Here is a 14,096-nt window from a genome sequence, read left to right on the forward strand (position 1 = left end):
GCTTGGCCATAAACCCGCAATTCGCGTGGGCGCCGGTCAGCTGCTAAACGGGGCCATGGCTCAGCTCGACGACACCTATGATCCCCTGACCCCGGTCCCGGCGGAGCGCCGCGCCTTCACGGCCCGCGACGCCTTTTCGCTGTGGTTCAGCCTGGGGATCGGCCTGCTGGTGCTGCAAGCCGGCGCGTTCCTGGTGCCTGGGCTCAGCCTGGGCGCGGCCCTGGCGGCGATCGTCACGGGCTCGGTGCTGGGCGCCCTGCTGCTGGCCGCCGCCGGCGTGGTCGGGGCCGATACCGGCCTCTCATCGATGGGCGCCCTGCGCCTGACCCTGGGCGCGGGCGGCGCGACCGTCCCCACCGTGCTGAACGCCGTGCAACTGGTCGGCTGGGGCGCGTTCGAGATCATCGCCATGCGCGACGCCGCCGACGCCCTGGCCAAGCAGACCTTCGGCGTCTCCAGCCCGATGATCTGGACCCTGGTGTTCGGATTGCTGGCCACCTGGCTGGCCATCGTCGGCCCCCTGTCATTCGTCCGCCGTTTCCTGCGCGCCTATGGCCTGTGGTTGCTGTTGGCCGGCGCGGGCTGGCTGAGCTGGCGCCTCCTGGCCGAGCACGACCTGGCCGCCCTGTTCGCCAAGGCCGGGACCGGCGAGATGAGCTTCGGCGCCGGCGTCGACCTGGTCATCGCCATGCCGCTGTCGTGGCTGCCGCTGATCGCCGACTACACCCGCTTTGGTCGCACGAGCGGCGGCATGTTCAAGGGCAGCGCCCTGGGCTACCTGCTGGCCAATATCTGGTTCATGGGCCTGGGCGCGGCCTATGCCCTGGCGTCAGGCGGCGGCGACGGCTTGCTGCTGACCGCCCTGGCCGCCAGCGGCGGCGGCATCGCGCTGTTCCTGATCGTCATCGACGAGACCGACAACACCTTCGCCGACATCCACTCGGCCGCCGTCTCGACCGCCACCCTGGTCCCGGCCAAGCCCGCCAACCTGGCGCTGATCTTCGGCGGCCTGTGCACCACCATCGCCCTGTTCGCGCCGCTGGCCCGCTATGAGGGTTTCCTGCTGCTGATCGGCTCGGTCTTCGCGCCGCTGTTCGGCGTGCTGCTGACCGACCACTTCGTGATCCGTCGCCGCGCGACGATCGCGGCGTCCGGCGGCGTCCGCCTGCCCGCCCTGCTGGCCTGGGTCGCCGGCGTCGCCGCCTACCAGGCCTTGAGCCGCCTGCTCCCGGACCTGGGTGCGACCCTGCCCAGCTTCATCGTGGCGGGAGCCGCGTACTGGGGCCTGCGCCGCCTGTGGCCGTCAGTGAAAATCCCGGCTCCGTAGCAGCCGCCCCGAAACCTTCTGCCGCACGCGTGGGGCCGGCGCGCCAGGCTCGTCCCTCAGGGTCGACAGGTGCGCCGAGAGGTCGGTGAAGCCTTCGGCCACCACGTGGATGACGTTCTCGGCCCGCTGCACCCGACCGTGCACGACCAGGAACGAGGCGGTCATCACCACATTGCGGTCGGCCTCGAAGCGGTCCTTCCAGACCACGGCGTTGGCCACGCCCGTCTCGTCCTCCAGGGTCACGAACACCACGCCCTTGGCCGTGCCCGGCCGCTGGCGGATCAGGACGAGGCCCGCCACCGAGACCTTGGTCCCGTCCTTCACCGTCAGCAGCTCTTCAGCCGTGATCACCCCGCGCCGCGCCAGCATCGGCCGGTAGAAGCCCACCGGATGGGCCTTCAGCGACAGGCTGGTGGTGCGGTAGTCCTCGGCCACCTCCTGCGGATCGCCCATGACCGGCAGGGCGACCTTGTCCTCGAACAGCGGCAGGCCGGCCAGCAGCGGGGCCTGCACGGGCGCCTTGTGCTCTCCCTTCAGCCCCTTCACGGCCCACAGCGCCTCGCGGCGGGTGAGGCCGACCGAGGCGAAGGCGTCGGCCTCGGCCAGGAGCTCGAGCGCGCGCTGCGGCACGCCGCCTTGGGCGAACTCGGCGGGCGTGCGGGCGCCTTCGGCGCGGGCTTTCAACAGCGGCGCGATGTCGCCCTTCTCCTTCAGCCCCTTGATCTGGCGGAAGCCCAGACGGACCGCTTTCCAACGGTGGCTGTTGGCGTAGTCGGCGATCTTGTCTTCGCGGATGCGCGGCGCGCGGAAGCCCGCTGTCATCGGCTCCAACGTACAGTCCCACAGACTGGCCATGATGTCGGGCGGCAGCACTTCGACTCCGTGCTCACGCGCATCCCGGACCAATTGCGCTGGCTGATAGAACCCCATCGGCTGCGAGTTGATCAGCGCCGCGCAGAACACGTTCGGCCATGCCCATTTGATCCAGGCCGAAATGTAGACCAGCTTGGCGAAGCTGGCCGCGTGGCTCTCCGGAAAGCCGTAGTGGCCAAAGCCCTCGATCTGCTTGAAGCACCGCTCGGCGAAGTCACGTTCGTAGCCGCGCCTGACCATGCCTTCGACGAACTTGTCCCGATACTCGGCGGGTGTGCCCAGGTTACGGAAAGTGGCCATGGCCTTGCGCAAGCCGTCGGCTTCGTCCGGCGTGAACTTGGCCGCCTCAATGGCCAGGCTCATGGCCTGTTCCTGGAAGAGCGGCACGCCATAGGTCTTGCCCAGGATGCCGCGAAGCTCACCTTTGCAGTGCGGTTCGTTCAAAGGCTCGGGGAATTCCGCCTTCTCGCCGTTCCGCCGCTTCAGATACGGATGCACCATGTCACCCTGGATCGGTCCTGGCCGGACGATCGCCACCTCGATGACCAGGTCGTAGAACTCGCGCGGCTTCAGCCTTGGCAGCATCGACATCTGCGCCCGACTCTCGACCTGGAACACCCCGATGCTGTCGGCCTTGCACAGCATGTCGTAGACGCCGGATAGCTCCTTGGGGACGTCGGCCAGATCGACGATCGGCTGGCCATGGTCGTTCCTCAGCATACCGAAAGCGCGCTGGATGGCCGTCAGCATCCCAAGCGCCAGCACATCGACCTTCATCAGTTTCAGGCTGTCGATGTCATCCTTGTCCCATTCGATAAAGGTACGGTCGTCCATGGCCGCATTGCCGATCGGCACGGTCTCGTCGAGCCGTCGCTTAGTCAGGACAAAGCCGCCCACGTGTTGCGACAGGTGACGAGGGAAGCCCATCAACTCGGTGGCCAAGGCTACCGCACGGGCGATCTCCGGCGCATCAGGGTCGATGCCCGCGTTGCGCAGATGCTCTTCCGGCAGGTCATCGCCCCAGCTTCCCCAGACCGTCGCGGCCAGCAGGTTGGTGACGTCGTCGGTCAAACCCAGAACCTTGCCGACATCACGAATGGCGCTGCGCGGTCGGTAGTGGATCACCGTGCCGCAGATGGCGGCGTATTCGCGCCCGTAGCGCTCGTAAACGTACTGCATCACCTCTTCGCGCCGCTCGTGCTCGAAATCGACGTCAATATCCGGTGGCTCGCCGCGGTTTTCGGAAATGAAGCGCGTGAAAAGCAGACGGTGTTCGGTTGGGTCGATCGCCGTGACGCCCAGGCAGTAGCAGACTGAGGAATTGGCGGCCGAGCCCCGCCCCTGGCACAGGATTCCCATCTCCCGCGCCTTCTGAACGATGTCGTGCACGGTGATGAAGTAGTTCGGGTAATCCATCTTCTCGATCAGCCGCAGCTCTTCCTTGAGCTGCCCCTCGACTTTCGGGTCTACCCCGCCCGGGTAACGCCAAGCCGCGCCTTTCCAGGTCAGATCGGTCAGGTATTCCATGGCCGTCTTGCCCGGCGGCACGGGCTCATCAGGGTATTTCTCATCGAGATCACTCAGGCCGAAGCCGATCCGTTCGACGATCTCGCTCGTGCGCTCGACCGCCCTTGGCCAGCGCTCGAAGAGGCGCGCCATTTCGGCGGGCGCCTTGATGTGACGCTCGGCATTGGCCTCTAGCCGAAAGCCCGCCTCCTGGATCGTGCAGTGCTCGCGAACACAGGTGATCACGTCCTGCAGCGGTCGCCGCTCGGGGCCGTGATAGAGCACGTCATTGGTGGCGACCATCGGCGCGCCGGCCTCACGCCCCAGGGCGTCTAGATGTGAGAGACGCTTCAGGTCCTGGGCGGCGTAGGCGCGGGCGCCCGCCAGCCACGACCGTCCCCGCAGATCGCCGGCCATGCGCGCAAGGTCGCGCTCGAAGGCTTCATCCAGCATCTTCGGCGGGATGATCAGGCCCAGCTGGCCATCCGAATGGTCCAGGAAATCCTGCCAGGACAGATGGCACTCGCCCTTCGGAGCCCGGCGTTGGCCAACGGTCAGCAAGCGCGTCAAACGGCCGAAGGCTTCCCGATCCGACGGGTAGCAAAGCAGGCTGGGCGTGCCGTCCATGAAGTCCAGCCGGCAGCCCGTCAGGACGCGGAAGTTGCGCTTCTTGGCCGCCGCCCACCCTCGCACGACGCCCGCCAGGCTGTTGCGATCGGCGATGCCGATGGCGGCGAGGCCCAAGGCTTCGCCCGCGATCGCCAGCTCTTCCGCGTGTGAGGCGCCGCGCAGGAACGAGAAGTTGGTCGTGGTCTGGAGTTCGGCGTAAGCGCTCATCCGAACAACCCATGGATCCACCACTTTGGCGTCTCCGCCTCGCCGAACAGGCCTTGCCGGTAGATCCAGAACCGGCCGCCGACGTCGTCCTCGACCCGGTAGTAGTCGCGGATCTTGCCCGGTCCCGTGTCGGCCTCTCCCACCCCGGCGCGCCACCATTCCTGGCCGATGCGTTCAGGCCCTTCCGCGCGACGGACGCGGTGGGCGCGGCCGCGCCAGGTGAACTGCATCGGGGGGTCATCGGGCAGCTTGGCGATGGCGGTGATGGCTTCGGGGCGTTTGAAGAGCCGCACCGGGCGCGGGCGGTCGGGATCCCATTTCGCGCTGGCCCGTGGGTCCAGCGGCGCGTTGCGGATCACCGAGCGTTCGGGAACGTGGCTCTCATAAGGATCCGCCCGCCACACGCGGTTCTCGCCCAGACGGTTGACCAGGCGGTCGATCAGCGGGGCCAGGGTCTCGTCCAGGGTCGCATCGGCATCGGCGTCGAGGCGCTCCTGAGCGGCCGCCAGGGGTTCGACCGCCCAGGCGTGGACGGTAACGACCTCGATGCCGAAGCCGGGATCGACCTTGTCCAGCTTGGGGACGATCAGCTTGGTCAGCCGCTTGGCGTCGCGGCCGATCCGGGCCAGGCCCGCGCGCACCGGATAGGCCTTGCCGTCCAGGCGATGGAACACGACCTCGAAGCGCTTGGCGCCGCGCCCCTCGGCCTCCAGCCGTTGGCAGATCAGGGCCAGGGCGTCGCCGGCCACGCGAGCCAGGTCCTCGGGCGCGCTGATTGGCTCGAAGAAGGCCAGGCGGTCGGACCAGGGCGTGGCCGGGCGGCGGAAGGTCAGGGCCTCAGCGGCCATGCCCAGCGCCTGGTCGAGACGCAGCGTCGTCGCCAGGCCGAACCGCTTGGCCAGCTGGGCGCGCGGCAGGACCAGCAGTTGCCCGACGCGGTGCAGGCCCAGGCGCGGCAGCTGGGCCTCGGCGGCGTCCTCCAGACGCAGGGCCGCGACCGGCAGGCTCTCGATCGCCGCCCGCTGCGCGCCGGGCGCGGCGATGGCCAGGTCGTCGCCGTAGCGCGCCAAGGCCCAGGCCGCGCCGGGCGTGTCGGCGATCGCCGCCCGCGCCGGCACGCCCCAGCGCGCCAGCCGCGCGACGAGGTCGACCAGCATAGTCGCCTCGCCGCCCCACAGGTGGTCGGTCCCGGTGATGTCGAGGAACAGGCTGTCGGTCCCGTCGATGGCCACGGCCGGCGAGAACCGCACGCACCAGTCGCACAGGGCCTCCAGCGCCACGCGGTCGGCGGCCGGGTCGTAGTCGAAGGTGACCAGGGTCGGGACCAGGGCCATGGCGTCGGCGGCCTTCTGGTCGGCGGACAGGCCCAGGGCGCGCGCCTTGTCGTCTACTGCGGCGAGGCAACGGGTTCCGCCTTCCGTGGCCAGCAAGGCGAACGGAGGCGCCTCAGCCGACCAGTCGTAGTCCGGGTTCCGTCGGCGCCACGTCGTGATCGGCCAGTTGGGACACCAGACGGAAAGGATGCGGGCCATGGCCGGCCTCCTGTGCTTCCAAGATCCAAGCGCCAGAGCGTCCGCCCCGGCAGCGTTCCAGTTCGACCCGCCAGCGTGGCGGCCCCAGGCCGATATCGTCGACCGGCGGCGGGGTCGGCGACGGCCCGATCCGCCAGCGGCTGAACGAGGCCGAGCCGGAGGCGGCCGTCTTCCTGGCCCCGCCATAGGGCCGCCGGTGCAGCAGCACCCCGAAGCCGCCGCGCTTCTCGCAGGCCAGCTGCAGGCGGCGGCCGGCGGTCAGGTCGGGCGCCTCGGCCTCGCCGACGGCGGCGGCGACGCCCTGGGTGGACAGCGCGTCCTCCAGCACCGACAGGGTCTCGGCCTCGTCGCGGGTGCGGACCTGGATCAGCCGCTCGGCCGGAAAGCCCAGGCCGAACAGGCCCGGCGCGAACAGATCGCTGCGTCGGGCGACCCAGACGATCGCCCCCGTCTTCACCAGCGGTCGCAGCAGCAGACCGACGAAAGCGGCCGTCGCCGCGCCCGTCTCGTCCTGCAGTCCCGCGCCCGTCACCTCATGCCAGCCGCCCAGGGGCAGGCCCCCGCCCGGGAAGCAGCCGTCGATGGCCGGGTCCCCGAACGGCAGGACCGGAGTCGGAGTCCGAGTCCCCGCTTGGATCGCGGCGATCTGGCCTCTCAGGGCCGCAAGACGCGCCTCGCGCGATCCGGCCATTCCCAACTCCTTGTTCTACTTTTGTTCTGATCTTTCGCTCTTGGAGAGTCAAGCGAGACCAGCGAAGGTGCGTCAAACGGCCGTATGAAGCCCGCTCATTTCGGGGAACCCGCATGCCCTTGTCCCGCGTCCTGATCGCCAACCGTGGCGAGATCGCTGTCCGCATCACCCGCGCGGCGGCGGAGGCCGGGATCGAGAGCGTGAGGGTCCATGCCGAGGGCGACACGGCCCACGTCGCCGGCCGCGCGGTCGTTCTGCCTGGCACCGGCGCGCGGGCCTATCTGGACATCGCCGCGATCGTTGAGGCGGCCAAGGCGGAGGGCTGCGACGCCCTGCATCCCGGCTACGGCTTCCTGTCGGAGAACCCCGCCCTAGCGCGCGCCTGCGCGCAGGCCGGGATCGTCTTCATCGGTCCGTCAACGGAGCATCTGGAAACCTTCGGCGACAAGGCTTTGGCGCGGGCGTTAGCCGCAGAGCGCGGCGTTCCGCTGATCCCCGGGACTGGCGCGATCACGCTGGATGAGGCTCGAGCGTTCTTCGGCCAGCACGGCGCGATCATGCTGAAGGCCCGGGCCGGCGGCGGCGGGCGCGGCATGCGTGCGGTGCGCGACGCGGCCGAACTGGATGCCGCCTTCGCCGCTTGTGCGCGCGAGGCCGAGGCCGCGTTCGGCGACGGCGGGCTCTATGCCGAAAAGCTGGTCGAGCGGGCGCGGCATATCGAGGTGCAGATCGCCGGCGACGGGACCCGTGTGCTGGCTATCGGCGACCGCGACTGCTCGCTGCAACGCCGGAACCAGAAGCTGGTCGAGATCGCCCCAGCCGCCCTGCCCGAGCCGCTGCGGACCGACCTGTGGCGACACGCCGAGGTGCTGTGCGCCGGCTATCGCGGTCTGGCCACCGTCGAGTTCCTGGTCGAGGGCGACACCCCCTACTTCTTAGAGGTCAATCCGCGCCTGCAGGTCGAGCACACCGTGACCGAGGAGGTCACGGGGCTGGACTTGGTGCGGCTGCAGTTCGACCTGGCGGCGGGCAAGCCACTGGACCTGGAGGCCCCCCCGGCCTTCGGCGTCGCCATCCAGGCGCGGATCAATGCCGAGACCCTGACCGCCGACGGCCAGGTGAAGCCCTCCAGTGGGACCATCGGCGTCTGGAGCCCGCCGGGCGGTCCAGGCGTGCGGGTCGACGCCGGCGTCGGAGCGGGCGCGGCCGTCGGCGCGGCCTATGACAGCCTGCTGGCCAAGGTGATCGCGCGCGGTCGCACCTACGCCGAAGCCGCTGCCCGCCTCGATCGCGCGCTGGCGGAGTTCCAGATCACGGGCGTGGCGACCACCGCCCCTCTGGTGCGAGCGATCCTGGCGGCCGCACCCGAGGCGCCGACGACGCGGTTCATCGAGGACCATGCGGCTGAGCTCGTCGCCGGCTTACCTTTGCCTTCGGAGGGCAACGCTCACTTCGAGACCCTCGGCGGCTCCGTCGCCATCGCCGCACCGCTAGCGGCCACCGTCGGCTCGATCAGTGTCAATGAAGGCGATCTCGTTCGCCCCGGCCAGGCCCTGGCGGTGCTGGAGGCGATGAAGATGGAGCATTTGGTCCACGCCACATCCGGCGGACGCGTGCTGAAGATCGCCGCCGAACCCGGGGCCACCGTCGCCGAGGGCCAGCCGCTGGTGTTCCTGGAACCGATGGAGGTCGCCGGCGGCGAGGCCGTCGAAGCCGTCGCCGAAGATCTCGACGCCATCCGTCCCGACCTGGCCGAGGTCGTCGCCCGCCACCGTTACACCCTGGACGAGGCCCGCCCTGACGCCGTCGCCAAGCGGCGCAAGACCGGCCATCGCACGGCGCGGGAGAACATCGACGACCTGGTCGATCCCGGCAGCTTCCTGGAATACGGCGCCCTGGCCATCGCGGCCCAGAAGCGGCGGCGCTCGGTCGAGGACCTGATCGCCAGCACGCCGGCCGACGGGCTGATCACGGGCGTCGGCAGAGTCAACGGCGCGCTCTTCCCGCCCGACAAGGCGCGGACGGCGGCCCTGGCCTACGACTTCACGGTCCTGGCCGGCACGCAGGGCGCGATGAACCACCGCAAGTCCGACCGGCTGATGAGCGTCATCGCCGACCAACGCCTGCCCGTCGTATGGTTTGCCGAGGGCGGCGGCGGGCGGCCCGGCGACACAGACACCACGGCGGTGGCGGGGCTGGACGTGCCGACGTTCCGCAGCTTCGCCCAGCTGTCGGGCCTGGTCCCCAAGATCGCCGTCGTCGCCGGCCGCTGCTTCGCAGGCAACGCCGCGATCGCCGGCCTGTCGGAGATCATCATCGCCACCCGTGACAGCAACCTGGGCATGGGCGGGCCGGCGATGATCGAGGGCGGCGGCCTGGGCGTCTTCCGGCCCGAGCAGATCGGCCCGTCGGCGCATCAGTGGGCCAATGGCGTCATCGACATCCTGGCCGACGACGAGGCCCACGCCACTCGACTGGCCAAGCAGGCGCTGTCCTATTTCCAGGGCACGCTGGCGACCTGGATCGCGCCGGACCAGCGGCGGCTGCGGAACGCGATCCCGGAAAACCGCCTGCGCATCTACGATGTCCGTACACTGATCAACCTACTGGTCGACGAAGGTTCGTTCCTGGAACTGCGCGGCGGCTTCGCGGCCGGCATGGTCACCGGCCTGATCCGCATCGAAGGCCGGCCGATGGGGCTGATCGCCAATGATCCACGCCATTTGGGCGGGGCGATCGACTGCGACGGGGCCGAGAAGGCCGCGCGGTTCCTGCAACTGTGCGACGCCTTCGCCCTGCCAGTGCTCAGCCTATGCGACACCCCCGGCTTCATGGTCGGCCCCGACAGCGAGGACGCCGCCGCCGTGCGCCGGGTCAGCCGCCAGTTCATCGCCGGGGCCAAGCTGCGCACGCCGCTGTTCACGGTGGTGACGCGCAAGGGCTACGGCCTGGGCGCCCAGGCCATGGCGGGAGGATCTTTCCACGCCCCGGCCTTCATCGCCGCCTGGCCGACCGGCGAGTTCGGCGGCATGGGGCTGGAGGGCGCGGTCAAGCTGGGCTACCGCAAGGAACTGGAAGCGGAGACCGATCCGGTGAAGCAGAAAGCCCTCTACGACCAGTTGGTGGCCCGGCTCTACGCGGCCGGCAAGGCGACCAGCATGGCCGCCGCCCTGGAGATCGACGCGGTCATCGACCCCGCCGACACCCGGCGTTGGATCGTCGGTGGGATGGACGCGGCGGCGGGGATGAACCGGCCGTGGGAAGTGCGGGTGGACAGCTGGTGAAGAGGCTGACGCGCGACGAGCTGCCGACCGACACCGAGACCCTCGCCCGCTTCCTGATCGGCAAGATCGTCGTGCGCGAGACGCCCGACGGCGTGATCAGCGGACGGATCGTCGAGACCGAGGCCTACATCATCGGCGACGCGGCCAGCCACACCTTCCGGGGGATGACGCCGCGCACGCGCCCGATGTTCCTCGAGCGCGGCCACGCCTATGTCTATCTGAACTACGGCGTGTCCTGGATGCTGAACGTCTCCAGCGAGGTCGAGGGGATCGGGGCCGGCGTCCTGATCCGGGCGCTGGAACCGCTGGAGGGCATCGCCCTGATGCAGGCTCATCGCCGTACCCAGAAACTGCGCGACCTGGCGCGAGGTCCGGGACGGCTGACCCAGGCGCTTCAGATCGGCCCTTGGGCCGACGGCCTCGACCTCTGCGCGGAAGGTCCGCTGTGGCTGGCGCATGACGACCACGAGCCGGCCGAGATCGGCGTAGGGGTGCGGATCGGCATCACCAAGGATGCCGACCGGCCGTTGCGGTTCTATCTGCGGGGCAGTCCCTTTCTCAGCGGAACGCGGGCGCTCAATGTCTAAGCCCCTCCCGGACATCGTCGCGCCTGGCCTGTCCGTCGTGTTCTGCGGGCTGAACCCAGGGCTGTCGGCCGCCGCCGAGGGGCATCACTTCGTCGGGCGCAGTAACCGGTTCTGGCGCGTGCTGCACCTGGCCGGCTTCACGCCGCACCTGGTCGCCGCTGAGGACGACGCCAGCCTGCTGGACTATGGCCTGGGGATCACCAGCGTGGTCGAGCGGCCGACGGCGGGTGTCGACGACCTGGCGCGTTCCGATTTCCTGGACGCCGCCGCCGGGTTCGAGACCTGGGTCCGCCATTGGAAGCCCGCCTACGTCGCTTTCCTAGGCAAGGCGGCCTACAGCGCCATGATCGGCCGCCGCGAGGTCGCCTGGGGTCGGCAGGTCGAGCCCTTCGCCGGCGCCATCGCCTGGGTGCTGCCCAATCCCAGTGGGCGTAACCTGGCCTTCAGCCTGGACGCCCTGGTGGCGGCCTATCGCGAACTGGCCATGGAGACTGCGACATGACCGAAGTCCAACTCGAAACCGACGGCCCGGTCTGGATCGTCACGATCAACCGTCCGGACAAACGCAACGCGGTCGATCCCGAGACCGCGTTGCAGCTGCGCGCGGCGTTCGACGCCTTCGAGGCCGACGAGGTCGCCGCCGTGGCGATCCTGACCGGCGCGGGCGGGACGTTCTGCGCGGGCTTCGACCTTGCCGTCGCCGCGTCCGGCGAGGGTGAGCGCTATGATCCCGAGGGCGAGGGTCCGATGGGGCCTACGCGGCGGCTCCTGTCCAAGCCGGTGATCGCCGCCGTCGAGGGCTATGCCGTGGCCGGCGGGCTGGAGCTGGCCCTGTGGTGCGATCTGCGGGTGGCGGCCGACGACGCCACCTTCGGGGTGTTCTGCCGGCGCTGGGGCGTGCCGCTGATCGACGGCGGGACGGTGCGGCTGCCGCGCCTGGTCGGCCAGGGCCGGGCGCTGGACATGATCCTGACCGGCCGCGCGGTCGGGGCGGCCGAGGCGCTATCGTGGGGTCTGGCCGACCGTGTCGTGCCGAGGGGCATGGCCCTGGCGGCGGCGCATGAGCTGGCCCGGCAGATCGCCGCCTTCCCACAGCTTTGCCTGCGCGCCGACCGCGCCTCGGCCTATGCGCAATGGGATGTCGACCTGGCCGAGGCGCTCAAGGTCGAGGGTCGTGGCGGGCTGGAGCCGTTGCGTCGCGAGGCCCGAGCGGGCGCGGCGCGGTTCAAGGACGGCGCCGGACGCGGCGGGACGCCGGCCTAGGCGTCGCGGCTCATCCACTGGGTGACGATGATCGGACCGAAATAGAAGCCGATGCCCAGGGTGTCGGCGACGACGTCGAACACGTCGGCGTCACGGCCGACGATCGGCAGGCCCTGCAGGATCTCGATGGCGATACCGAAGCCCAGCAGCACCACGCCGATCTTCCACGGCCGGCTGCGCGGCAGGGCGATCGAGGCCAGGAAGGTCAGGCCGTAGAAGACGATGAAGTGCTTGGCCTTGTCCCACGGGATCAGACCGGCGGTGTCGTCGCCGGGCGCCAGAGCCGCATACAGCGTGAACACCACTGCGCCGAGGAAGACCAGGAAACCCGGCCAGCTGATCTTGCGGGGAACGAGCAGGGACATTTGGGATCCTAGCTCCTCCCCCGCGATGCGGGGGAGGTGGCCCAGAGGGCCGGAGGCGGCCAGCTCGGCCCAGGCCGCATTAGCCCCCTCAGTCACTCCGTGACAGCTCCCCCGCATCGCGGGGGAGCATCTTTTCCTTAGAACGTCAGCGCGCGCGCTTCCTTCACGTGCGGTAGGGCCTGGATCTTGGCCAGCAGGTCGGCGGCCGGGGCCTGGTCGACGCCGACCAGGGCGATGGCGTCCTCGTCGGCCGAGACGCGGCCCAGGTTGAAGGTGGCGATGTTGACGCCCGCCTCGCCCAGCAGCATGCCCAGCGCGCCGATGAAGCCCGGCTTGTCCAGGTTGTTGATGTACAGCATGGCCGGCGAGAAGGCCGCGTCCAGCTCCATGCCCTTGACCTCGACGACGCGCGGGGCGCCGGCGATCACCGTGCCGGCGAAGGCGCGCTTGCCCTTCTCGGTGGTGATGGTGACGCGCATCAGGCTGTCATAGGTGGGGCTGAGTTCCTGGCGGCTTTCCGAGACGGTGATGCCGCGTTCCTTGGCGATGGCCGGGGCCGAAACCATGTTGATCTCGGCCAGCATCGGCTTGAGCACGCCAGCCAGGGCGGCCGAGGTCATCGGCTTGACGTTCAGGTTGGTGACTTCGCCTTCGTAGGCGATGTCGATGGCCGTGACGCCGAAGTCGACCATCTGGCCGGCCAGGGCGCCGATCTTCTCGGCCAGAGCCACGAACGGCTTCAGCTTCGGGGCTTCTTCGGCCGTGATCGACGGGCTGTTGAGGGCGTTGGTGACGGCGCCGGTCAGCAGGTAGTCGCTGACCTGCTCGGCGACCTGCAGGGCCACGTTCTCCTGGGCTTCGTTGGTGCTGGCGCCCAGGTGCGGGGTGGCCACGACCTTGTCCGAACCGAACAGCGGGTTTTCCTTGGCCGGCTCGACCGTGAACACATCGAAGGCCGCGCCGCCGACATGACCTTCGTCCAGCAGCTTGCGCAGGGCGGCTTCATCGACCAGGCCGCCGCGGGCGCAGTTGACGATCAGCACGCCCTTCTTGGTCTTGGCCAGGTTCTCGGCCGACAGGATGTTGCGGGTCTTGTCGGTCAGCGGGGTGTGCAGGGTGATGACGTCGGCGCGGGCCAGCAGCTCTTCCAGCTCGACCTTCTCGACGCCGATCTCGACGGCGCGTTCCGGCGACAGGAAGGGGTCGTAGGCCACGACCTTCATCTTCAGGCCCAGGGCGCGGTCGGCGACGATGCCGCCGATGTTGCCGGCCCCGATCAGGCCCAGGGTCTTGGCGTACAGCTCAACACCCATGAAGCGGTTCTTCTCCCACTTGCCGCCCTGCGTCGAGGCGTCGGCGGCAGGGATCTGGCGGGCCAGGGCGAACATCATGGCGATGGCGTGCTCGGCCGTGGTGATCGAGTTGCCAAAGGGCGTGTTCATCACGACGATGCCCTTGGCCGTGGCGGCCGGGATATCGACATTGTCGACGCCGATGCCGGCGCGGGCGATGACGCGCAGCTTGTGAGCGGCGGCGATGACGTCCTTGTCGAGCTTGGCGCCCGAGCGGATGGCGACGCCGTCATAGTCGCCGATCACGGCGATCAGTTCGTCCTTGGACAGGCCGACCTTGATGTCGAAGGCGACGCCGCGGTTCTTGAAGATGTCGACGGCGGCGGGGCTGAGCTTGTCGGCGATGAGAACGCGAGGAGCGGTCATTTGGGATTTCCTTGCGGAGAATTGGGTGCGCGCCCTCGTCCTTCGACAGGCTCAGGATGAGGGCTACTGAGAGGCGGCACTCTGAAATCCTCATCCTGAGCTAGTCGAAGGAC

Annotated in this window: 10 protein-coding genes; 5 read left to right on the top strand and 5 right to left on the bottom strand. The window is 69.4% G+C overall.

Features of this window, described 5'->3' with window-relative positions; genetic code table 11:
* The first annotated feature begins 55 nt into the window (after positions 1 to 55).
* On the top strand, positions 56 to 1,327 hold the full coding sequence (gene cytX, locus AC07NF_RS20955; RefSeq protein ID WP_494627530.1) for a putative hydroxymethylpyrimidine transporter CytX: 1,272 nt from the start codon (positions 56 to 58) through the stop codon (positions 1,325 to 1,327).
* Here cytX and AC07NF_RS20960 read toward each other — a convergent pair.
* Genes AC07NF_RS20960 through AC07NF_RS20970 form a run of 3 tightly spaced genes read right to left on the bottom strand, consistent with a single transcriptional unit; the run spans position 1,304 to position 6,766 of the window.
* The gene (locus AC07NF_RS20960) at positions 1,304 to 4,543 is read right to left on the bottom strand and encodes an error-prone DNA polymerase (RefSeq protein ID WP_494627528.1); all 3,240 of its coding nucleotides are present in this window, start codon (positions 4,541 to 4,543) and stop codon (positions 1,304 to 1,306) included. The genes cytX and AC07NF_RS20960 overlap by 24 nt on opposite strands.
* Positions 4,540 to 6,075 carry a Y-family DNA polymerase gene (locus tag AC07NF_RS20965; protein WP_494627526.1) on the bottom strand — a complete coding sequence of 512 codons (1,536 nt, stop codon included), beginning with the start codon at positions 6,073 to 6,075 and terminating at the stop codon, positions 4,540 to 4,542. Before AC07NF_RS20965 ends, AC07NF_RS20960 begins: the two co-directional genes overlap by 4 nt.
* Entirely contained in the window at positions 5,990 to 6,766 is a 777-nt protein-coding gene (locus tag AC07NF_RS20970) for an ImuA family protein (RefSeq protein ID WP_494627524.1), read from the bottom strand. The genes AC07NF_RS20965 and AC07NF_RS20970 overlap by 86 nt, the downstream gene beginning before the upstream one ends.
* Before the next feature lie 113 nt (positions 6,767 to 6,879).
* Between AC07NF_RS20970 and AC07NF_RS20975 the strand changes: the two genes are divergently transcribed.
* The 4 genes from AC07NF_RS20975 to AC07NF_RS20990 are packed head-to-tail and all read left to right on the top strand — an operon-like array spanning position 6,880 to position 11,900.
* A complete protein-coding gene (locus AC07NF_RS20975) occupies positions 6,880 to 10,050 on the top strand; it encodes an acetyl-CoA carboxylase family protein (protein WP_494627522.1) in 3,171 nt (1,056 codons plus the stop codon).
* The gene (locus AC07NF_RS20980) at positions 10,047 to 10,637 is read left to right on the top strand and encodes a DNA-3-methyladenine glycosylase (protein WP_494627520.1); all 591 of its coding nucleotides are present in this window, start codon (positions 10,047 to 10,049) and stop codon (positions 10,635 to 10,637) included. The genes AC07NF_RS20975 and AC07NF_RS20980 overlap by 4 nt, the downstream gene beginning before the upstream one ends.
* Positions 10,630 to 11,139, top strand: coding sequence for a G/U mismatch-specific DNA glycosylase (gene mug, locus AC07NF_RS20985; RefSeq protein ID WP_494627518.1), 510 nt, complete (start codon positions 10,630 to 10,632; stop codon positions 11,137 to 11,139). Before AC07NF_RS20980 ends, mug begins: the two co-directional genes overlap by 8 nt.
* Positions 11,136 to 11,900: a crotonase/enoyl-CoA hydratase family protein gene (locus tag AC07NF_RS20990; RefSeq protein ID WP_494627517.1), complete on the top strand. Its 765-nt coding sequence runs from the start codon at positions 11,136 to 11,138 to the stop codon at positions 11,898 to 11,900. Before mug ends, AC07NF_RS20990 begins: the two co-directional genes overlap by 4 nt.
* Here AC07NF_RS20990 and AC07NF_RS20995 read toward each other — a convergent pair.
* On the bottom strand, positions 11,897 to 12,265 hold the full coding sequence (locus AC07NF_RS20995) for a VanZ family protein (protein ID WP_494627515.1): 369 nt from the start codon (positions 12,263 to 12,265) through the stop codon (positions 11,897 to 11,899). The genes AC07NF_RS20990 and AC07NF_RS20995 overlap by 4 nt on opposite strands.
* A gap of 137 nt (positions 12,266 to 12,402) precedes the next feature.
* Positions 12,403 to 13,983, bottom strand: coding sequence for a phosphoglycerate dehydrogenase (serA, locus tag AC07NF_RS21000; RefSeq protein WP_494627513.1), 1,581 nt, complete (start codon positions 13,981 to 13,983; stop codon positions 12,403 to 12,405).
* Positions 13,984 to 14,096: the final 113 nt, after the last annotated feature.

The organism is Caulobacter sp. GW821-FHT10A06, from assembly GCF_059415805.1.

Bases quoted from the DNA above. Each gene is read 5' to 3' on its own strand.
- cytX (WP_494627530.1), top strand. From the start codon at position 56: ATGGCTCAGCTCGACGACACCTATGATCCCCTGACCCCGGTCCCGGCG.
- AC07NF_RS20960 (WP_494627528.1), bottom strand. From the start codon at position 4,543: ATGAGCGCTTACGCCGAACTCCAGACCACGACCAACTTCTCGTTCCTG.
- AC07NF_RS20965 (WP_494627526.1), bottom strand. From the start codon at position 6,075: ATGGCCCGCATCCTTTCCGTCTGGTGTCCCAACTGGCCGATCACGACG.
- AC07NF_RS20970 (WP_494627524.1), bottom strand. From the start codon at position 6,766: ATGGCCGGATCGCGCGAGGCGCGTCTTGCGGCCCTGAGAGGCCAGATC.
- AC07NF_RS20975 (WP_494627522.1), top strand. From the start codon at position 6,880: ATGCCCTTGTCCCGCGTCCTGATCGCCAACCGTGGCGAGATCGCTGTC.
- mug (WP_494627518.1), top strand. From the start codon at position 10,630: ATGTCTAAGCCCCTCCCGGACATCGTCGCGCCTGGCCTGTCCGTCGTG.
- AC07NF_RS20990 (WP_494627517.1), top strand. From the start codon at position 11,136: ATGACCGAAGTCCAACTCGAAACCGACGGCCCGGTCTGGATCGTCACG.
- AC07NF_RS20995 (WP_494627515.1), bottom strand. From the start codon at position 12,265: ATGTCCCTGCTCGTTCCCCGCAAGATCAGCTGGCCGGGTTTCCTGGTC.
- serA (WP_494627513.1), bottom strand. From the start codon at position 13,983: ATGACCGCTCCTCGCGTTCTCATCGCCGACAAGCTCAGCCCCGCCGCC.